This is a genomic window from Sphingobacteriales bacterium (genome assembly GCA_016706405.1).
Taxonomy (GTDB): Bacteria; Bacteroidota; Bacteroidia; order Chitinophagales; family UBA2359; genus BJ6.
In genome coordinates this window covers 967,817-989,471 of record JADJJT010000003.1, presented here as the reverse complement: position 1 = coordinate 989,471, position 21,655 = coordinate 967,817, and the positions used below count along the sequence as shown (strand labels likewise).

At 39.5% G+C, this 21,655-nt stretch carries 19 protein-coding genes and 1 pseudogene; 5 read left to right on the top strand and 15 right to left on the bottom strand.

What is annotated here, in order from left to right; translation table 11 throughout:
* Nucleotides 1–136 precede the first annotated feature (136 nt).
* The gene (locus tag IPI59_15840) at nt 137–280 is read right to left on the bottom strand and encodes a hypothetical protein (protein ID MBK7528966.1); all 144 of its coding nucleotides are present in this window, start codon (nt 278–280) and stop codon (nt 137–139) included.
* A 74-nt stretch (nt 281–354) separates the two neighbouring features.
* A complete protein-coding gene (locus IPI59_15835) occupies nt 355–1,038 on the bottom strand; it encodes an SDR family oxidoreductase (protein MBK7528965.1) in 684 nt (227 codons plus the stop codon).
* A gap of 212 nt (nt 1,039–1,250) precedes the next feature.
* On the opposite strand from IPI59_15835, the gene yaaA reads away from it, so the two are divergent.
* Entirely contained in the window at nt 1,251–2,174 is a 924-nt protein-coding gene (yaaA, locus tag IPI59_15830; protein MBK7528964.1) for a peroxide stress protein YaaA, read from the top strand.
* Nucleotides 2,175–2,193: 19 nt separating this feature from the next.
* A complete protein-coding gene (locus IPI59_15825) occupies nt 2,194–2,994 on the top strand; it encodes an RMD1 family protein (GenBank protein ID MBK7528963.1) in 801 nt (266 codons plus the stop codon).
* A 12-nt stretch (nt 2,995–3,006) separates the two neighbouring features.
* Here IPI59_15825 and dapB read toward each other — a convergent pair whose 3' ends face one another.
* From dapB to IPI59_15810, 3 genes and pseudogenes are all read right to left on the bottom strand, one after another.
* Nucleotides 3,007–3,726 (bottom strand): 4-hydroxy-tetrahydrodipicolinate reductase, encoded by a 720-nt coding sequence (gene dapB / locus IPI59_15820; protein MBK7528962.1) that lies wholly within the window; start codon nt 3,724–3,726, stop codon nt 3,007–3,009.
* A 40-nt stretch (nt 3,727–3,766) separates the two neighbouring features.
* Nucleotides 3,767–4,486 carry a TIGR02206 family membrane protein gene (locus IPI59_15815; GenBank protein MBK7528961.1) on the bottom strand — a complete coding sequence of 240 codons (720 nt, stop codon included), beginning with the start codon at nt 4,484–4,486 and terminating at the stop codon, nt 3,767–3,769.
* 74 nt (nt 4,487–4,560) lie between these two features.
* Nucleotides 4,561–5,450, bottom strand: a pseudogene (locus IPI59_15810) (sterol desaturase family protein).
* 373 nt (nt 5,451–5,823) lie between these two features.
* On the opposite strand from IPI59_15810, the gene IPI59_15805 reads away from it, so the two are divergent.
* Together IPI59_15805 and IPI59_15800 are read left to right on the top strand one after the other, a co-directional pair.
* On the top strand, nt 5,824–6,102 hold the full coding sequence (locus IPI59_15805) for a hypothetical protein (GenBank protein MBK7528960.1): 279 nt from the start codon (nt 5,824–5,826) through the stop codon (nt 6,100–6,102).
* A 119-nt stretch (nt 6,103–6,221) separates the two neighbouring features.
* Nucleotides 6,222–6,683 carry a hypothetical protein gene (locus IPI59_15800; protein ID MBK7528959.1) on the top strand — a complete coding sequence of 154 codons (462 nt, stop codon included), beginning with the start codon at nt 6,222–6,224 and terminating at the stop codon, nt 6,681–6,683.
* Between the two features lie 251 nt (nt 6,684–6,934).
* Here IPI59_15800 and IPI59_15795 read toward each other — a convergent pair whose 3' ends face one another.
* The 9 genes from IPI59_15795 to IPI59_15755 form a co-directional block, all read right to left on the bottom strand.
* Complete coding sequence (locus IPI59_15795; GenBank protein MBK7528958.1) at nt 6,935–7,840, bottom strand: SPFH domain-containing protein; 906 nt, start codon at nt 7,838–7,840, stop codon at nt 6,935–6,937.
* Nucleotides 7,841–8,168: 328 nt separating this feature from the next.
* Complete coding sequence (locus tag IPI59_15790) at nt 8,169–8,537, bottom strand: T9SS type A sorting domain-containing protein (GenBank protein ID MBK7528957.1); 369 nt, start codon at nt 8,535–8,537, stop codon at nt 8,169–8,171.
* Nucleotides 8,507–8,794 carry a hypothetical protein gene (locus IPI59_15785; GenBank protein ID MBK7528956.1) on the bottom strand — a complete coding sequence of 96 codons (288 nt, stop codon included), beginning with the start codon at nt 8,792–8,794 and terminating at the stop codon, nt 8,507–8,509. The genes IPI59_15790 and IPI59_15785 overlap by 31 nt, the downstream gene beginning before the upstream one ends.
* Nucleotides 8,788–10,668: a hypothetical protein gene (locus tag IPI59_15780; protein ID MBK7528955.1), complete on the bottom strand. Its 1,881-nt coding sequence runs from the start codon at nt 10,666–10,668 to the stop codon at nt 8,788–8,790. The genes IPI59_15785 and IPI59_15780 overlap by 7 nt, the downstream gene beginning before the upstream one ends.
* Before the next feature lie 133 nt (nt 10,669–10,801).
* A complete protein-coding gene (locus IPI59_15775; GenBank protein ID MBK7528954.1) occupies nt 10,802–12,166 on the bottom strand; it encodes an N-acetylmuramoyl-L-alanine amidase in 1,365 nt (454 codons plus the stop codon).
* A 189-nt stretch (nt 12,167–12,355) separates the two neighbouring features.
* Nucleotides 12,356–12,871, bottom strand: a complete 516-nt coding sequence (locus IPI59_15770; GenBank protein MBK7528953.1) for a hypothetical protein — start codon at nt 12,869–12,871, stop codon at nt 12,356–12,358.
* A 10-nt stretch (nt 12,872–12,881) separates the two neighbouring features.
* The gene (locus IPI59_15765; protein MBK7528952.1) at nt 12,882–14,102 is read right to left on the bottom strand and encodes a pyridoxal phosphate-dependent aminotransferase; all 1,221 of its coding nucleotides are present in this window, start codon (nt 14,100–14,102) and stop codon (nt 12,882–12,884) included.
* Between the two features lie 114 nt (nt 14,103–14,216).
* Entirely contained in the window at nt 14,217–14,768 is a 552-nt protein-coding gene (locus IPI59_15760; protein MBK7528951.1) for a DUF1573 domain-containing protein, read from the bottom strand.
* Nucleotides 14,769–15,501: 733 nt separating this feature from the next.
* Nucleotides 15,502–18,477 (bottom strand): T9SS type A sorting domain-containing protein, encoded by a 2,976-nt coding sequence (locus tag IPI59_15755; GenBank protein MBK7528950.1) that lies wholly within the window; start codon nt 18,475–18,477, stop codon nt 15,502–15,504.
* Nucleotides 18,478–18,970: 493 nt separating this feature from the next.
* Between IPI59_15755 and IPI59_15750 the strand changes: the two genes are divergently transcribed.
* Nucleotides 18,971–19,585 carry a hypothetical protein gene (locus IPI59_15750; GenBank protein MBK7528949.1) on the top strand — a complete coding sequence of 205 codons (615 nt, stop codon included), beginning with the start codon at nt 18,971–18,973 and terminating at the stop codon, nt 19,583–19,585.
* 141 nt (nt 19,586–19,726) lie between these two features.
* Here IPI59_15750 and sppA read toward each other — a convergent pair whose 3' ends face one another.
* Nucleotides 19,727–21,508 carry a signal peptide peptidase SppA gene (gene sppA, locus IPI59_15745; GenBank protein ID MBK7528948.1) on the bottom strand — a complete coding sequence of 594 codons (1,782 nt, stop codon included), beginning with the start codon at nt 21,506–21,508 and terminating at the stop codon, nt 19,727–19,729.
* Nucleotides 21,509–21,655: the final 147 nt, after the last annotated feature.

The following is a 21,655-nucleotide window of genomic DNA, read 5'->3' as shown; positions in this document are numbered from 1 at the left end:
TCTGAAAATAAAAAATACACAACGCACAGCAGACACTCAATGACACAGAAACTCAATACTGACAATGGTTTACAAAGACAGACGTACAGAACCACTGGTGGTAACAAGGCTAACCGTTGCACAACTCAAATTTTATTTAGGTGATTTTTTGGCTAAACCGCCCGCCGTAGCTGCCTTTGCCGCGTTCTGGGCAAGTTTCAATTTTGAATTTTGAAAGCTTTGGTTTGAGCCTATTACTTCCGGATAAAATTAAGGCAGCCCGCCTCAAAACATATTTCATCCGGATTTATTAAATACAAAAAACAAGCTCTCAATAAATTTGTTGAAAACTAAGAGTTTTTAGACGGGCTGCCGTTACTCTAAACTAAACTGCTTAATATTGGCAATTTCGTAATAAGTAATCTCTTGGCTCTTATTGGGGTTTTCGATGGCATAAACCAAATTTGCTAAAATATTATTTAGCCAAACTAAATCGAGGTTTTCCGCTTTTTGACGGGTAGAAGGCAATTTTTTAAGCAGCCAATATAACGGTAAAAATAACAAAGGCCAGTAATGGCCTGGTCCTATTACATACCAAGGACGCAAAATGCTTACAGATGTATAGTGCTTTGCAAGTATCAGTTGCTCGCAATGCGCTCGAATATTTTGATAAAATTGCATAATTTTTGATGGGGTTTGCGCCACACTTAAATACACAAAATGTTGAATTAAATTTGGCTCTGCTGCCTTTACTGCCGCTTTAACACTTGCCAAATCAATATCGTTAAACGCTTTGGTTTTACTTGGATTTGGTTTGGAAACACCAATTAAATGCACAAAAACAGTTTGATGCGTTAGCAAATGTTTGTAGGTGCTGGCATCTAAAGCATTGCCTAAAACAACATCGCACCCCGGTGGTATTTTTGCCTCGCTGCCCGAGCGAACTAAGGCAGTTGCCTTATGCCCTTTTGCCAATAAGAGTTTAATTAATCGCGAGCCAATATAGCCCGTACCTCCGGTAACAAATATTGATAAAGGAGTCTCTACTTTGGCAGAAATTGATACTTTTATAGACACGGCGTGTAGTTTCTTTTATATTTCAAACAAAAATAATCCGGATATTTTATATTTACACGTTTTTTTTATTGAGTATATTTGCACATTTCGCAGCTAACTTGCCTCTTTGCACATTTCGCAGCTAACTTGCCTCTTTACACATTTCCGATATAACTTGTTTGGCCAAATTTATTGTTAATTTATTTGTTTTTTATATGATTGCCTTGTTGTCGCCTGCAAAAACCCTCGATTTTACCACGCCCGTAAGTATAACTACCCATACACAGCCCCAGTTTTTAAATAAAAGTGAACAACTTATAAAAAAACTCCGCAAATTAAAACCGCAGCACTTGCAAAGTTTAATGAGCATAAGCCCGCAATTGGCCGAGCTAAACATGCAACGTTACCTTAACTGGCATTTGCCGTTTACACCACAAAACGCCCGGCAAGCAATATTGGCTTTTAAAGGCGATGTATATTTAGGTTTACAAGCAGCCAATTTTACCGAAGACAATTTTTTGTATGCCCAACAACATGTCCGGATTTTATCGGGGCTTTACGGCATGCTACGCCCTTTAGACCTCATACAGCCTTATCGCTTAGAAATGGGTACTGCTTTTGTGGTATCAGCTTCGTGCAAAAACCTGTACCAATATTGGGGTAAAACAATAACGCAGGCCCTAAACAATGAAATTTTACGTAATTGTCAGCAGTATCCGGATGATGGCTCTTTAAAATCTGCTAAAATGGTGCTCAATTTAGCCTCGAACGAGTATTTCGCTGCCATCGTTGCCAAGCAATTAAAGGCGCAAGTGCTTACTATTCAATTTAAAGAGTATAAAAACGACCAGCTAAAAATGATAAGTTTTTTTGCCAAAAGAGCGCGAGGTTTATTTGTAAACTATATGGTTAAAAATAATATCAATCAAATTGACGATTTACAGGGTTTTACCACCGAAGGCTATTGTTTTAACTCTCAATTAAGCACGCCCAATAACTGGGCTATTTACGCGCATAAACCAAGTATAAACTGCACTCGAAATAAAGACTTGGCAATTTTGCAGTATCTTTGCAAGGAAAATAGGCTAAATAATCACCTAAGTTTTATCTTTTTTATCCGGATTTACAATTTTATTTGAATCTGAAAAAGCAAAGTATATGCTGCCAATAATTGCTTTAAATATTGCCTACGAAATAGATCTAAAACGCTTTAAAGACAATTTTACCGGACTGCTTATAGCCGAGTCGAGTTCAGAGCTGTTTTACCGGATTATTGATGGCAACGATGGGCAATATATTTATTTGTCGCAATATGGCGTGGTAGCCTTTGCCAACCTTTCGGATGTTGACATGAGCAAATTTTTACAATTGCTTACACCATACTGCAAAAATTTGCACCCCGAAAAAATGCGGGACGATTTTATAATACATGTAAACCCCGCCGACCCTAATTTTAAATTTACTTTTAACGACCTAACACTGCCAACCCTAAACGAAAACGTAGTGCATATTGTGCTTTTTAACTTAGCGCAGTCGGTAGCATTAGACAGATATGTAGAAATATGCGAAAATTTATTGGCCGAAGTTCAACAGTTTAGTACCCAACTTGAGGTAAAAGGCAAACTAAATATTAACCGGACTAATATGCTAAAATTTATTGGCCGCACCCTAAATACTAAAAATAGAATTGTTGAAAATTTGTATATCTTCGACAGTCCGGATATTGCCTGGGACGATGAATATTTAGATAAAATAAACAGGGGGATGGTAAAAACATTTGATTTACAAACCCGATTCAGAAGTATTGAATACACCCTCCGGATGGTTGAAGATAATTTACTTGTTTTTAAAGAACTGTATTTACACCGCGAAAGCACCCAGTTAGAGTGGGTTATTATTATTCTTATTTTTATTGAGTTGTTAGATTTAATTTTTTCTAAATTAATGCATTATTTTTAAAACTTGATTTTCTTAATGAATGCCTAAAACATCGTTCATAGTAAATATACCCTGCTTACCTGCCAACCATTTAGCTGCCACCAATGCCCCAAGGGCAAAACCATTTCGGTTGTGGGCGTAATGGGCTATGCTAAGGGTGTCAACCGCCGATTGCCAGTTTATAATATGTGTACCTTTTACATCGGCAACCCTCTCAGACAAAATAGCTAATTGGTTTTCAGTTGTTGCGGCGTGGTTTACCCATTCTAATAAATTCGGATTATTTGCTATAATATCATTGGCCAAAGTAATAGCGGTGCCACTGGGGGCATCTAATTTTTCGGTGTGGTGAATTTCGGTAATTTGAGGGGTGTAATTTTTTCCATTTAATAGTTGTGCTAATTGCCTATTGATGGCGAAAAATATGTTTACACCCAAACTAAAATTTGTTGCATACAACAAAGCGCCGTTTAGTTTTTGGCAGGTTTGTACAATTTGTGGCAGTGCATTGTGCCATCCGGTAGTGCCGCAAACAACGGGTAAATTCGCCTCAAAGCAACGCAAAATATTAGTAGTGGCAGCATCGGGGCGGGTAAATTCAATAGCAACCTGGGCTTGCCGCAGGTCGGCGTTACTAATAGTAGCCATAGTAGCACTATTGAGTTGAAGCACCACCTCGCAGCCTTGCTCGGCGGCTAATTGCGCAATAGTTTTACCCATTTTTCCGTATCCTATTAAGGCAATTTTAAGCATTTCAGTATTTGTTTATAGATAGTTTTGTTTGGTTGTAAATTTAAGATTGTTTGTGCGTTTTAAAGGCAAAAGGTAAATAAGCCAAATAAAATAAAAGCAAAGCTAACGCCTCCGAGGCTAAAATATACCAAGGCCAAGGCCCCATAAAATCGAGCAGCGAGCCTTGGGGCGGCTTATGCGATAAATAGTTATAGTTTCCGCCGGTTAAATAATTGGCTAAAAGACTCACCGGAACTACAATTTGTGTAATCCAAAATGTTTTCCAAAGGCTTTTGTGTGTAGGCCGCATATAATAAACAAATACCAAATACAAAATGCAAATTACCAGTCCACAATGCGCCACCCAGTATTTCCAGTAGTTAGAGTGCGGAAAACCATCGTACAAATCGGGGGTTAAAATAGCTTGTACCGTACCGACCATAATCCAAAAGTAAAACACTTCAAACAAGGCAAATCGCCTGCTAACCATCAATATTGGCGTGGCCAACGAGCAAAAATGGCAAATTGGCAGGGGCAAATCAATTTTCAATTCGAAGGTTTGGCTCATAATTTTGCCAGCTACATGCAACAACATGGTACCTGCTGGCAGCAAACTCAATAAAATAGCTATTATATGCTGTTGTCGTTTAGGCAATTTTTGCGCCCAATAAATAAGCACAAATCCAATTAAAGCCCAAATTAGAACTGTTAAAAAATGCTCAACACCCCAAGGTACAAACTGAGCTAATAATATTGGCGCTAATATAATATTGTTGGCCATGCGCTATTGAAGTGGTTTGTTGTTAGTGATTATTAGTTATATTGTTGATTTATGCGGTTAATGTAAGCTGAAACTTATTTATCTTGATTTTTTGCGTGCAAGTTTAAGCCGTGCAAATTTTGATGTAAAAAATCATCCGGAAAATCTTCGTCATCCGGAAAGCCTAACGGAATTTCGCGGCCATCATACGGAATATAATTGGTTTTAAAAAGGTAATCCCAAACACTTAGGGTTAAGCCAAAATTTACACCAAAAGGGTGAGTTGGCGGTAAAAACTTTGCATGGTGCCAAATGTGCATTTCGGGGTTGTTAAACAGGTATTTGAGCGGGCCAATGGGTATCGAAATGTTTGAGTGGTTGTAATGCCCCCAGGCAAGCGTAAAAATATGGACAATAAAAAAGTCGGTAACGCCAAAACCTATCATAGCTAAGGGAATATACTCAATGGTTCGATACACTATGTTCTCCATAAAATGGTACCGCAGGTGGGCGGCAAAGCCCATTTCTTTAACCGAGTGGTGTACTTTATGAAACTCCCAAAGTTTGTTAACCCTATGCAGTAGCCTATGAATATTCCATTGTACAAAATCGCGCACTACGAATAATAATGCTAATTGCGCTGCCCAAGGCCAACTGGCCACATTAATAGCCACTAAATTTTTAATACTAAAAATTGCCAAAAAATCGTTAAAGGCAGTTACAAACACGCTCGAGAGTGCGTTATATATGATTAACGAAAAAATGAAAAAAATTAAAAAACATATAAAAATACATCCAACCAAAAATCTTTCCGGAATTTTGCTTGGTTAGGCCTGCAGGTTTTAATAGTTCAAGGGCAAAAGAACAACGAAACGCCGATTAACCAATAAAAATAATTTTTTGGGTGAGGATGCAGAATCTCATGCCATAAATAATTTGCATATCCGGAATATGCTTGTACTATTACATCAATATATTTATGCATAATGTATTCTTTGAGCTTTTAAACTAAATTATCACGATAGATAATATTAATGAAATGTTTTGGATTTTAGCTAATTTAGTTTTACAATATAAAATTATAACACCTAAAATTAAATGGCACTGTTCATTTTTTAGTAAAAAGAGCAAGATTAAGCATAAAATTAAAGAAATTAGAGGTAAAAAGCACCTAAAGACAGAAAAAAAACATCTTTACACGTAAAATAAAAAAAAAATCCATTTTATACATCTAAGTTTAGCACTTATTGACGTAACTTTGCAGTTGGTTTTGTTCAAACTTATTTTGTAAAGCCAAAACTTAATTAATTTATAAATAAACAATTCTCAAAACAAATTTAATATCAAACGAAACACTTATGAAAAATCTTCGTTTAAGCTTAGCCGCTTTGTTTTGCCTTGTTGCAATTTTAGCATCATGTGGCAAACCCGGCAATGTGGCTATGGACCCAGCCAAACAAAAACAAAAAGTTGATTCGATTGTGGCCGCTCAAACTACCGCGTTTAAAGCCGAAGCCGAACAAAAATGCCAAACCCGGATGCAAACCGAAGTTCAGGCAAAAGCCGACTCAATGGTAAATGCTAAAAAAGCACAAGCCGCTGCCGCTACCCCACCACCCGCCGCTGGAAAAAAATAAACCTTAAAAATACATAAAACAAACAATTTTTAAGCATAAATTAACCCAAGCGGAAAATTTCAAATTCCAAATTATTATTTATCTTCCATCAAATCAACTTAAAAAAAGTAAAACAAAATATGAAACATCTTCGTTTAATTCCTTTAATGTTGTTGGCCGTTGTTGCGCTTTTTAGCTGCGATAACCCCGGCAAAAACAAAGAAGCAGAGGCCAAACAAATGGCTACAATAGACTCGTTGGCCAAAGTTGAAGTAGAAAAGGTTAAAAAAGGCATTTTAGCTAATTGCGACCAAACAATTATGGCCGCCGCTGCTGCCAAAGCCGATTCAATTATGGCCGCCGCTGCCGGCAAAAAAGGTGCTGCTGCTACTCCTACACCTCCTAAAAATACAGGAAAAAAAGAACCTGCCAAACCAGCACAAAAACCAGCAGAGCAACCCAAAAAGGATGAAATAAAAGGCCGCACTGGTAAAGTAGAAGAAAACAAATCAACTTCAGGTACCGCTAACGCACCTTCAAAAGTTGCTACCAAGCCATCTGACATTAAAGGCCGTACTGGTGCGCAACCATCTAACAAATAATTTAATTATTCTGTTTGTTAATTTTTAATTAGCTGTTTACTTACCTAATAAATAGTTAATTTTAGTGCAAACCGGTGATTTGAGTTAATAAAAAACTGCCAAAACTTAATTGTTTTGGCAGTTTTTGTTTATTTAGCTGTATAGTTTCTCTAAACCGGCAAGGATATAAAAAAGCCTCGCCGCGTTCTGCCTTTTTCTTTCATGCATAACATGGCGAGGTCACACAATTAAGTGGATAATAATTTAATCAACTACTGCCTTGGCTTTACTTGATTGGCTAAAATCATTAAATCGCGAAACTGCTCGGTTAGTGAAGATAATCCGGATGGATTATTAGGCATCATAATAGTATTTGAGTTTGCGCGGGCGGCAATTTCTTTCATGGTATCAAAATATTGAGATAAAAGAACAATCGTCATCACATCTTGCGCGGTTGCCCCCTCTAACGAGCGCTGAAACTCTGTTACAGACGAGTGCAAGCCCTCAACAATGGCACGGCGTTGGTCGGCAATACCTTTGCCTTCAAGCGCTTTACTTTGGGCATCGGCCTCGGCGGCTTTTACTTTTAAAATTCGGTCAGCTTCACCCTTTTCGGCGGCGGCCATACGCAAACGGGTCGAAGCATTAATTTCGTTCATGGCATGTTTTACCATTTCATCGGGGTCAATATCTGTAACTAAGGCCTTTAAAATATCGTAGCCAAAATCGTCCATCGTATCGTGTAATTCGTGTTTTACGGCTACAGCGATATCTTCCTTTTTTGAAAAAACATCGTCAAGCTTAAGTTGCGGCACTCGCGCACGTACTACGTCAAAAACGTAAGCACTAATTTGGTCGTGGATGTTCGATAGTTTGTAATACGCTTCAAACACTTTGTCGGGCATTACTTGGTACTGTACCGATACTTTAACGTCCACAAAGACATCATCTAAAGTTTTGGTTTCTACAACAACATCTAATTGTTGCACCCGCATATTAATTTTATGCACTACTTTGTCGATAATAGGTAATTTTAAATTAAGCCCGGGCGAAGCAGTGCGCATAAATTTTCCAAAACGCTCAATAATACCTGTTGATTGTTGCCGAACTACAAAAAAACTGCCAAATAGCAATATTAAGGCAATAAACGAAATGAAAGGGAGAAAATAAAGATCCATGTGTAAAAAAAATTATGTTAATATAGATAGTACTAATTAGGTTCTCCGGATATTATTTTTTATTATATGTGAAAATTACACCAAACATTTCTTTTTTGAAAGTAATTTTTTCTTTACTCAGAAAATAAATGGATTGTCTTATGTATTAACTTAAAAAAGGTAAATTTAGTTTCATTTTGTTACTTAGGCTAATAGATTTAGACAGACATGTTTTAAAGACAAATCCCCTCCATTAAAAAATGAAGAGGATTTGTTCTGTTTCTATCCGGATTATTGTTTTTAATTTCAATTGCCATCCGGAAAGAACAATATGCCGTAAATAGGCTATCTACCTGTTTATTACTATCTTTTTGGTCACTACTTCACCATTAACCTCGGCAATCAACAAATACAATCCCGATGGAAGATGCGCAATATCGGTTTGCCAAACAGCGTGGTGGGTTTGCCCTGTTTGTACTATTTGCCCCTGTGTGCTTAATATTTGAATATTTGCAAGCGTATTGGCATTGGGTTTTTGCAAATACAAAGTAAGGTTTTGCTGGTTGGCATCGGTAGAAACTTGAGAAATAGCTAAACTGTTTTGTTGGGCCTTACTGCGCATAACACTAATTACGCCTTGTATTGTTTTTTGATTATTGGCATCAATTTCGGTTAGGCGGTAATAGGTTAATCCGATGCAGGGTTTGAGTGACTGCACTGGTAATCTTGTATTATGTTGCTGTTGCCCGCTGCTGGCTCGGTACAAACCTCTGTATAGGTAAATCCGTCTGTGCTGCTTTCAATTACAAAATATTGGCTATTTGTTTGGGTAGCTGTTTGCCAAATTAGCTCGGTGCTATTGGGTTGAATTTGGGCATAAAATGCAGCCAACTCAATACCTGCCGGACCTTTTAAGCACTCAACAAACCGCGAGTCAACACCTAAGCAACCGGCGGCATCGGTGGCGGTTAGCACGTAAGTAATGGCGTTGTCGAAGGGCCTAAGGTAACGTTTTCGTTGTATTGGAGGGCACCCATATACTCGCCGGTAATATTATACACTTCGTTAGCGGGGTCGTAGGCGGGCAAGCCACCGCTAACCGATACTTGTAGGGTAAATAAGGTGCTAACATTGTCGCAGTAGTCTTTAACGGTTAATTTAATTGGCAGTAAAAAACACCACTGGGTTCCGGGAGCTACGCGGGTACAAGGGCTGCCAAAATCAACATTGCCATTGGTATTTAAAGGCCCAGCTACTGCCGATATATAATAAATTGTGTTTACTTGTAAGCCGGGCGCCGAGGTAATATCAAAATTACCATCCGGATTAATAGCTAAAACGGTGCCCAAACTATTGCCCGAAGCAGTGTGCATCACATAGGTCAGCCCTTGTCCTTCGGCAATAACGGGATTAACACTGGCAATTGAAAGGCTTGCACCATCGCAAACAAATTGGGCATCGGGCATGGTGCCGGGGTCTGAAACAGGTATAACTTCTACGGTAACGGAGGCCGAGCCAAAACAGCCATTGGCATCGGTAACGGTTACGGTATAGGTAGTTGTTTGACTTGGGCTAACAGAGGGGTTGGCCGATTGTTCAATGCTGGCATCGCTCCACGCATAAGTAGCGGCATCGGCAGGCGATACGTGCAGTTGCACTGTTTCATCCGGACAAATGCTAACATCATCGCCGGCTGAGACCTGTAAATCGTCAACAACAAAAACAGTAATTTCGTCGCTTCCTACACAACCGTTGGCATCAGTAACAGTAACAATATAGGTGGTTGTGGTTAAAGGCGCTACTTGTGGAAAAGCATTTTGTGTTATTGTTGGGTCGCTCCATTCGTATTTGGTAGCACCTCCGGGTGTTACTAAAAGTTGAACTGCTTGCCCGGGGCAAGTGGTAATGTCAAGACCTGCATCAACTACTAATTCATCGTTTACCGTAACAATTACTAATTCGGGGGTAGTACATCCATCGGGGCCTGTTATTAATACAACATATTGTGTTGTTTTAGTTGGCGTTGCTATGGGGTTGGCTATGTTAGGGTCGCTTAGGCCATCGGTTGGCGACCATTCGTAAGAGAGTCCAAAGCCAATGGCTTCAATTTGAACGCTACCACCTGCACAAATAGCATGGTTGGTAGTAGTTATGCTGGGTTCGGTAACTACACAAACACGCTGCTCGTTGTTACAACCGCCCGTGCTTGCCGTAAAGCCCCAATATACGTTGGGGTCGCCACCAAAAATATCGTCAATAATATTAATTCCGGTATAATCAACGCGCAATTGGCAATCGAAATATACTTTTAAGTTTTGCGTTTCAGCACTCCACACAACTTTTATAGTATGTTCGCTGCAGTTTTCAATATTTGTGGGCGGGTCGGTGGCGGTAACTGGGGCAACCAACGACTTAATAGAGTTATGGTCAATATCGCCATCGCTATATACGGCTATATGGTCATCTATTAAATCGCCATATTGGCCGTTGGGATAGGTATCAAACTCAATACAAAGTGAGGGTTCAACTCCTTCAATGCCTAAACTACCTCCCGAACTACCTATGCTGGTCGAAACTGGTTGAAAAGCAAACACAATACCATCGGCACCACTATCTAAATCTTCAAAACAATTGGTGGTGTCGGCACAGCCAAAATACAAAAGCATTTCAGTTTCAAACGAATAAGTTAAGTCTATCTGATTAACACACCATATTGAGCCAGCTTGGTTGTTAATAGCGGGGGTAAGCGTGTAACAATTGTCAGAGGTTTTGACGGCTGCACCATTTACTTCAAAAAGTGGTTGTGCAAAAACGTTTTGATGCCCAAAAAACGCACATAATAGAAACAAAAGGGCAATAGTTTTTATTTTATTTTTGTAGCAGCTATTGAACATAAGTGAATAGATTGGTTTGAGTTAAACAAAAGAGAACAAGCAAAGGTAATTCTAAATTATTAGGTTTTTATAATAAAAATTCCGGAATTTAGTTGTTTTTTTTGCCTTTTTTTGCCTTTTCTTTTGGTTTTTTTGAAATAAACTCGCCTAAAACACCTTGGCAAAGCCATTCGGCAATTAATTGGCGATTTTTTGCCACTACTAATCGCTGTTGGTCGTCGGGGTTTGTAATATTAGCCAGCTCAATATATACCGAAGTTGGATTGGTTTTGCGCAGCATAAATAAATCGCGGTCTTCTATGGTGCCAAAATAGCCTCGCCCTTTTTGGTGCTTATCGTATTGTTTTCGAAGAGTGTTTTGCATTAGGCTGGCTAAGTTTTTCCCATCATCACTACCCCCAAAATAATAAAAAAACACATCTTGCCGGTGGCCTACCGCCCTCGAATCAACATGTATTTCTATCATGCGTTGGTAATTTTGCGGCACACCTTTAGCTAAGTTTTGCGCGTAAAGTGTATTAATAAGGTTACACCTATCGGTTAATCGCTCTATTTGCTCGGTCGAAATTTGTGAGCCGCCCCAATGGAACTCATCCTTGTCGCAATCAAGCAGGGCATCTTGCCTAATGCCGTCATTATTGTCGCGTACAATTAAATAAACCGTTGCGCCATGTTCAATTAGGCAACGAGCCAATCGTAAGGTTACATCGTAAGCGTATTCGTCTTCGCAAATAGTATGTTTGTTGCGGGTGCCTACTGCACCGGGGTCGGGGCCGCCGTGTCCGGCTACCAAATAATAAATTTTACCCTCAAGGGTGTTGCTTTTAAGTTCAACTTGTTCAAAACTTTTGCCAAAAATAGGAAATTTGCCTCCACTCGCACCTGTGCTATAAGGTTTTTCTTCGACAGCCGTATTATTTTCTGCTACTGTCGTTGCTGCCGTATTTGTATTTTGTTTAGTATTGTTATTGATGCTCGCTTCGTTATTAGAGGCTAACAACAAATTAAGTGACTCGGTACATTCCTTATCGTCAAACGGCACCCAAAGCTTTTTATCAGTTCTAAAATTAGTTTTCCGGATATTTTTTTTCAATAAGTCATCATTATATTTTTCAATATTTTTTGCTGTTTGATAATTGTCAATATTAAGGGTTGTACGGATGCTTTTACCATCATATTTATATATCCGGATGGGTAAAATATAGGCCTTTTTAGGCAAAAGCGGGTCTTTATCAGAAAGATTGTTTAATTTTCTAAAAAAACTTATCGAACAAGTTGATGAACTTAACGCATAGCGGTTTAACAAGCCAATTATATGGTCGCCCTTTTGGGCGGTAACGTTTAAAAAGGTGTAATTGGGTATTTGCTTGCTGTTGGCCGATGATTCATAACCATAGCCACATATAAAAAAGCAGGCAATAGTATAAAGGAATAGGAGTATTTTTTCTTTCATGCAAAATGATTTAGTCCAAAAAGTATTTTAGCATAAATCCACCAGAGGAGGGGGGATTTTATCTCTGTCTATATGTTTAATTAATGAAGATATAGGTAAGGTTCCTTAAATTTTAGCATGAATTAGAAGGTAGAAATTGTTTTGTTTTTATAAGGGCAATAATTTCCGGATGAGGTCATTACCAGTTATTTACCAAATACTAACCTGATTGGGTTCGGTAATTTCAATTTCGTATAAAGATTTTCCGGCATTTTTAAGTTCGTACAATTCAACAAAGCCGGTTACCGCAATTTGTTTTCCGGTTTTAAATTGGGCCAAATTAAATTTTTGCAAGTTAAATGATCTAATAATAAAACAGCAAGAATTTTTTGGATAAGGCAGGTCAATATTGATATAAAAAATATCAATTCCGGATAAATCGGGCTGGTACGTTTCGGCAATCAAGCCCGTAAATATTACTTTCTGCCCTACAAAATCGGGTGCATTTGTGCAGTTGCAATTTGGCAAAGGCACGTTAAAATTTAATATCGGATTATTGGTGGTGTCTTCACTTGCAAATTGAAACGCAGTATCGGCGGTAGCAGAATGGGGCGTTGTTTGAGCTTTTGTTGTATGCCCAAATACAAGGCAACCAATGCAAAGCAGCCAACCAATATTGATATTAATAGTGTTGTTAAATTTAAATATATAATTTTTGTAACCCATTTACAATTGTTTAGGTTGCCGCTTTTTGGTTCTCGGCAAATTGTATTTGATAGGCAGCCAGCCCTTTTTCGAGGCAGGTTAAAGCGCGTTTAAGGGCGTTGCCGTTAAGTACATAAGCTAAACGCACTTCGTTGCGGCCCAAATTGGGTTTCGAGTAAAAGCCGTTTGCAGGCGCCATCATTACGGTTTCGTTGTTATAGTTAAAATGCTCTAACATCCATTGGCAAAAATGGTTGGCATCGGCTATAGGCAGGCTGGCTATACAGTAAAAAGCTCCTTTGGGTTTAGGGCAAAAAACACCTGGTATTTTGTTTAGTCCATCAACTAAAATATTTCTGCGATCGGTATATTCGGTTAAAACTTCGTCAAAATAGTTAGCAGGCAAGGCGAGGGCAGCTTCGGCGGCAATTTGCCCAAACGAGGGGGGGCTAAGGCGGGCTTGGGCAAATTTTAAAGCAGTTTGCATAAAACTTGCATTGCGCGAAACAAGCATACCTATACGAGCACCACAAGCACTATACCTTTTTGAAATACTGTCAACTACAATTGCGTTGGCCTCTAATCCGGATAAGGTAAGTATAGACGTATGTGTTTCGCCGTCGTAAACAAATTCTCTATAAACCTCATCGGCAAATAAATATAAATCGTGTTTTAGCACCAAATCGCGCAGTGCTAACAACTCTGAATCGGTATATAAATAGCCGGTTGGGTTTCCGGGGTTACAAATTAAAATAGCTTTTGTTTTGGGCGTAACTAATGCTTCAAAATTTGTAATTGGGGGTAAAGCAAAGCCGTTATGAATAGAAGCATTTACCGGCACTAATACAACGCCTGCAGTAATTGCAAAACCGTTGTAATTGGCGTAAAATGGCTCTGGTACAATTATTTCATCTCCGGGGTCGCAGCAACACATCATGGCAAACAATATTGCCTCTGAGCCGCCCGTAGTAACTAAAATATCGTTGGTTGTAAGGGCAACATTTTTGCTGGCATAATATTGTACCAACCCTTTGCGGTAGCTGGCATTACCCGCCGAATGGCTATACTCAAGGACTTTAAAACTGATATTTTTTATCGCATCGAGCATTACTTGCGGCGTAAAAATATCGGGTTGGCCAATATTTAAATGGTGTATATGAACGCCGCGCTCTTTAGCTGCATCGGCAAAGGGTACTAATTTCCGGATGGGCGAGGCCGGCATTTGTTGCCCTTTTTGCGATATAGATGGCATAGTTTTAAGGAGTAACGTTTAGAAATAACGTGCAAAATTAGCAAAAAAACCCTGCAAACTGAGGCTTGCAGGGTTTTTATTTTATTTAAAGTCGTTGAAATAAATTAAATAATTTTATTCTTTAATTATCGACTCTGATTTTGTATTGGGCGAAGACTCGTTTTTTACTTTCACCACTGTGCCTTTAATGTTTACCCGCGAAGTTGGGCTCGAGGCGTTTGAGGTAATGGTAATAGATTTGGTAAAGGGACCTACACGGCCTTGTGTGTTATAAGTAGCGGTAATTACGCTTTCGGCACCTGGCGCAACGGGCTCTTTGGGCCAGTTAGGGGTGGTACACCCGCACGAGGCTTTTACGTTTGATATAATTAGGGGCTCGGTGCCTGTATTTTTAAATTTAAACTCGTGGGTAGCTTGGGGCCCTTCGGGTAATTCACCAAAATCAAAAGTTTCTTCAACAAACTCAATAACTGGTGCGTTGGTAGGTACTAATTTGCCTTCAGCGTCAATGCTAAACGAGCCTTGATTTGAGTTGGGGCTGGCAGGCGAAGCCGTTGTATGTTCGGGGGCTTCTTTTACTGATACAGGGGTAGGTGTGGGTGTTTGGGCATTTGCGGCAAAACCTATACCCATAAAAATGCTAAAAGTTAAAATTAATTTTTTCATATTAAGTTACATTTATTGTTGTTTTGTTATTTTATTTGATTAATAAACATGGTTGATAAATATTATGTATTTTGTTTTATTCTATTGAAGCTTGCTTTCGTAAACTATACTGTTTAAGTAATTTTATAACTCCGGAACAAAAAGTATGGGGCAAGTTTAAATGTTCTGAAATTAGGTTTAAACAGGGGGGGGGGTGATTTACATTTAAGCATAGTTCTATTTCATAATTTTGTAAGAATACTATTTAAAAATTCTTAGCTTAATATTGCCTTACTCAATCAACTAATTACAGCCCATTGCCTATAAACTAAAAAATAAAAATGAAATTCAACAACATTTTTTGCTCTTCCTTTTGCTTCAAGTAATCTGTTCTACTACCAACGGCATTTAGACCCACAAAGTTAGTATGGGTTTACTATATTGCTACTTTTTTTACAAAATTTTAACAAAACTTGCGCTATAATGCACCCTTATACTATTTTATATGCTATGCACTGTAGGGGTAAAGTGGCTATGGGCGAGCTGGTAGGGGAGAGGTTTCCCTTCTCTAATCGCAAATAAGGTCGTACAACTTACTAAAATACATAAAGCCCACAATGTCTGTGAGCTTTATGTTTGTGGAACTCAGGTTTTGCTGTAAAATAGCGGTTTTTAATTTTTCCGGATAAAAGTTTGGTATGGCTATTAGTCATGACCAGCATCCGGAAAAATAGCTTAGCAGAGATTAATGCATCTACCTGTTAATTACTATTTTTTTACTTATCATTTCGTCATTAACCTGGGCAATCAACAAATACAATCCCGATGGAAGATGCGCAATATCGGTTTGCCAAACAGCGTGATGGGTTTGCCCTGTTTGTACTACTTGCCCCTGTGTGCTTAATATTTGAATATTTGCAAGCGTATTGGTATTGGGTTTTTGTAAATACAAAGTAAGGTTTTGCTGGTTGGCATCGGTAGAAACTTGAGAAATAGCTAAACTGTTTTGTATGGCCTTACTGCGCATAACACTAATTACGCCTTGTATTGTTTTTTGATTATTGGCATCAATTTCGGTTAGGCGGTAATAGGTTAATCCGGATGCAGGGTTTAAGTGGCTGCACTGGTAATCTTGTATTATGTTGCTGTTGCCCGCTGCTGGCTCGGTACAAACCTCTGTATAGGTAAATCCGTCTGTGCTGCTTTCAATTACAAAATATTGGCTATTTGTTTGGGTAGCTGTTTGCCAAATTAGCTCGGTGCTATTGGGTTGAATTTGGGCATAAAATGCAGCCAACTCAATACCTGCCGGACCTTTTAAGCACTCAACAAACCGCGAGTCAACACCTAAGCAACCGGCGGCATCGGTGGCGGTTAGCACGTAAGTAATGGCGTTGTCGAAGGGGCCTAAGGTAACGTTTTCGTTGTATTGGAGGGCACCCATATACTCGCCGGTAATATTATACACTTCGTTAGCGGGGTCGTAGGCGGGCAAGCCACCACTAACCGATACTTGTAGGGTAAACAAGGTGCTAACATTGTCGCAGTAGTCTTTAACGGTTAATTTAATTGGCAGTAAAAACACCACTGGGGTTCCGGGAGCTACGCGGGTACAAGGGCTGCCAAAATCAACATTGCCATTGGTATTTAAAGGCCCAGCTACTGCCGATATATAATAAATTGTGTTTACTTGCAAGCCGGGCGCCGAGGTAATATCAAAATTACCATCCGGATTAATGGCTAAAACAGTACCCAAACTATTGCCCGAAGCAGTGTGCATCACATAGGTCAGCCCTTGTCCTTCGGCAATAACGGGATTAACACTGGCAATTGAAAGGCTTGCACCATCGCAAACAAATTGGGCATCGGGCATGGTGCCGGGGTCTGAAACAGGTATAACTTCTACGGTAACGGAGGCCGAGCCAAAACAGCCATTGGCATCGGTAACGGTTACGGTATAGGTAGTTGTTTGACTTGGGCTAACAGAGGGGTTGGCCGATTGTTCAATGCTGGCATCGCTCCACGCATAAGTAGCGGCATCGGCAGGCGATACGTGCAGTTGGAAACTTTCGCCTTGGCAAATGGTGCCACCTTCTCCGCCCGATACTACTAACTCGTTGCTAACGGTTACGGTAATTTCATCGGTAGCAATACAAGCATCGCTGCTGGTAACGGTAAGGGTATAGGTAGTGGTAACTGCTGGAGAAGCGATAGGCGTGAAGCTGTTGGGGTTGTCAAGGCCATCAATGGGCGACCATTCAACAGTATAAGGCTCAACACCACCGGTTGCCGAGCCATCTAATTGGGTTTCGGTATTGGGGCAAATGCTTTTATCGTTGCCGGCATTGGCAACCAAATCATTTGATACAAATACGGTAACCGAGTCTAACGAAGCGCAAGCACCGTATTTATCTTGAACTGTTAAATAAAACGTAGTGGTTTGTGTAAGGCCAAAAGTAGTGGGGTTGGCAATAAATGGGTCGTTTAATAGATCGCCGGGTGCCCACAAATAAGTATCGCCGCCCGAGCCGTTTAGGGTAGTGCTACTTCCGGGACAAATAGTTGCCGGAGGACCAGCCTCGGCAGTAACGGGTGGTACTACATGTATATTTACGGTGTCGGCATCGTTACAACCCGAACCAGCCTCAACATATAGCACATAACTTATATCGCCAGAGGGCGTAATTTGAGGATCTAAAATTGAGGGGTCGCTGAGGCCATCAGTTGGCGCCCAGGTAAAGTCGCCACCATAAGCATAGCCGCCTAAGGTATAAGATTCACCTTCGCACAAGTAAACATCGGCATCAACACCGGCATCGGCAAGTACAACTTCGCAGTCGGCCACTCTAAACTGAAAATCTCGCAAGCTGGTGGTCAAAAATTCGCCATTGCGGTACTCATCAACACAAATACCCACTACAAAATTGCCAATATAGGGTGGGGTTACAGTTAATTGTCCGGTTTCCCAATGTACTTTTAACGAGTCGGCACCTGCGGTGTACCCCATTTGGTTGTCAATGGCATAGCCGGGTTTCCAGTTTACGTTTTCATAAGGTGGGAAAGGTGCAATTTGGGGTTGCGAGTTATCGGGTGAGGCGCCAATATAAGGCCAACAAAGGTTATAAACTAACGAGTCGCCATCTTCGTCAAAAGCCGAGTGGTCAAATTTTAAGGGAGTATCGGCACATATAATTATAGGTGGGTAATTGTTAAATTCTGGAGAACTATTGCAAAAGGTGGCATCGGGGTTGTATGGAATCGTTAGCCAGTAGGTGGCACCGTTTTCTAAAGGGTCAAAAATATTTAGAATGGTGCTATTGCGGCAACAGCGCTGGTAGGCAACATAAAAACTGCTGGAGGTAATGTCTAATTCAACAGTGTCGCTAACATATTCGGCGCGTTCAACACATACAAATGGTACGGTTTCTAAACAAAGGCCGTCCACGTTGGGTTCAATCCTTACGCTGTCTATATAAAACATTTCAAGGGGCTTTTCGCCTACTACAAATTGAAAATCGTTGTAAATAGTCAAGTAAGCGGGTGCGTCAAACGGAACACAGTCCACGCAGTCGCAGTCTTTGTAAACTACCAATTTAAATTGGTACTTGTTGTCGCCCAAACAGTCATAGCTCAACTCGCCACCTACCATATGCGTTGCATAGGCTTGGCGAGGTGCAAAAAATAGGGCTGTAAATAGTAAAAGGGCAAAAAGGGTAAACGCTTTTTTCATGCGTGCAATAAATAAATGGTATTTACTAAATAGATGATGTATATAAACAATAATCTAATTTTCTCCGGATAGCCAATTAACGTTTTGACTTCTGTTTTATGAATAATAAATTATATATTTGTTTTGATAAAACATGAAGTGAAGGTTTAATTATCCGGATGATATTAGTTAAAAACAAGTAACCTTGCTAATCAAATGGCAAATCTATAAAAACTCTGCCTTATTCGAATGAATTTTGACTTATTTTTTTTGTTTAGGTGCTTTTTTTAGTTAAAATAGTCGTTCTTGTGGCAGTTTTGTATGTCTATTCGATATTGATTTGAATTTTACCCCCCATGATTGCCATTTTGTAAAAATAAAAAATGATGCGAAATTTGCAACTCAATTAGTTTTATCCGGATTTTTTTATCTTATACTTCATTTTATCATGTTGTTTCGCTTGCTTTCTTTTGTTCTTTTATTTTTGCTGTTAGTATTTTTTGGAGCTTGTAAAATGTCAAAAACCAAGCAACAAACGGACTCAAAAAATTACCCGCCGGCCATAACTACCAATACTAACTGGTTGTGCATTCCAGGGCAAAAAGTGGGGGCTATTACAGCTACCACCACCGAAGCCGACCTTAAAAAAATATTTGGGCCTAACCATATTCAACGCGATTCAGTTCGCGGCAATCAAGGCGTATTTATACCTGCCACGCGCATTTTTGCCAATACAAGTGACGAACTGCGCCTTATTTGGGAACCGTCGAATCCTTACAAATCAGTTTTACGTATTGTTATTGAGCATCAGGGTGCGCGCTGGCATACTGCCGATAGCATAAAAACGGGCTGCCCCATTAGTGTTTTAGCTAAAAGCAACGGCAACCCTTTTTATTTTAACAGTTTGGGTATGCCGTATCCGGGCAATATTATATCGTGGGATGGTGGCTTATTAGACAATTTGGGCTTGGGTGGGCAAGTTGCGTTTAAAGGAAATTTCAAAAAACTTCCGGAAAAAGTACAGGCAAAATTGAACGGAAAAATGGAACTCTCCTCTTTAGATAGCGAGCTAGTTGAGGCTCAATTAATTATGGATAAATTGTTTTTCTATTTTGATGTAGAAAAGTAATATCATCCTACCCTTCAAAAAAAAATATACAGGCGAATCAATTAGCAATATTAACTAACCTGTATATTTTTTAGCTTGGTTTTGTACACCCTTTCTTTTGCCGGCAATAAGTAACAACAAAAAATAATAGTATTTTTTTACTTACTCAAAGTTATAGACAAAAGGCAGTCGCATTTGTGGGCCGCGCATTTGGGTAATGGCTTTTAACTGTTGATACGAGGCATAGAACGGGCCTAATTCTTTTTTTATAATATTTTGTTTAGTTTCTTTGCCTGTAATTTGTTCCATTATACGTGTAGCAAAATCTTTATCGGTGGGGTAGTAGCGCACGTAATATTTATCGGCAATATTTGCTTTTGTAGCGGCAATTCTAATAGCATCATCAAGGTTGCCTAACACATCAACCAAGCCTTTTTGTTTGGCTTGTTCACCCGTCCATACGCGCCCCTGGGCTACCTGGTGTACGGCATCGCGGGTCATGCCGCGCCCTTCGGCTACTCGTTGTAAAAAAGTATCATAAATTTGGTCCACGCTTTGTTGGATGATTATTTTTTCTTCGTCTCGAAGGTCGCGGTTTACTATTGCCGACATAGGGAAATCACTGAATTTAGTGGTTTTAACGGTATCGTAGCTAATTCCTAATTTGTCGGCATAAAAATTATCTAATTCGGCCATCATACCAAATACACCTATCGAGCCGGTAATGGTATTAGGCATTGCCACAATAGTATCGGCTATACACGATATATAATACCCACCCGAGGCGGCAACATCGCCCATTGATACAATAATTGGTTTGCCTTTTTCTTTTATTAATTTTAGTTCGCGCCACATAATATCGCTGGCTAAGGCACTACCACCCGGCGAATTTACGCGCAAAACAACTGCTTTAATTTGTTCGTCCTCTCTAATCCGGCGGAACATTTTTGAAAAAGGTTCCGAGGCTACTTCACCCGATTCGCCCAAACCATCAACAATACTGCCTTCGGCATATACAACGGCAATTTTATCTTTAGTTAGTTTTTGAAAATCGCCTTTTACATCCTCAAAATAAGTTGTTATATTGGCAAATTTAACTTTTTCTTTGCTGTCTTTGGCTATGCCAATCCGGGCTTCAAGGTCGTTCAAAACACCGTCGTAGTATGCCAATTCATCAATAACACCACTTTGTTTAGCATCTTCAGCTTTTCGTACAGTTAAATTATCAATAATTTGTGTGAGTTGTTGCGGCGACATTTTGCGGGCAGAGGCTACCGTTTCTATGTAAATATTTTGAAAGCCATTAATAAGCTCGCGGGTTTGAATGCGGTTATAATCGCTCATTTTGGTAAGCCTAAATGGTTCGGTTGCACTTTTAAAGTTTCCGGCATAAAAAATTTCGGGCTCAACACCTAATTTGTCTAAAGTGTTTTTAAAAAAAGGTATTTCCGTTGAGAAGCCTTTCAATAACACCAAGCCTGTAGGATTGAGGTAAATTTTATCGGCAACTGATGCTATAAAATAAGCCCCTTGGGTCATAGTTTCGCCGTAAGCCACAATAAATTTTCCGGATGTTTTAAAGTTGGCTAAGGCATCGCGCAGTGATTTTAGGTTTGCAAAGCCCGATGGTGTGCTGCTCAATTCTAAGTAAATACCTTTAATTCGGTTGTCGGTAGCAGCATGTTCAATAGTGTTTATCATATCGGCCAATCCAATTGTTTGAGCAAACGAAAATTGCCCTAAGCTGCCAATTTCTAAATCTTCGGGCTTCGATTTGTCGGGTATTGGGTTGTCGAGTTTTAATTTTAATATACTGTTTTCGGCAATTGGGCTGGTCGATGATACAGACGCAGCAAGACCAAAAACCATAAAAAGAACAAATAGGAGTGCAAAAAATAAAAATATGCCTAAAACAGTGGCAAGGGTGGTTTTAAAAAAAGACATGCAGTATAGATAAATTGATAATAATGGTTAATTGATAATTGATAACAGCCAACAGCCAAAAGCCCAAAGCCAACAGCTAACAGCCAAAAGCCAAAAGCCAAAAGCCAAAAGCCAAAAGCCAAAAGCCAAAAGCTAACAGCCAAAAGT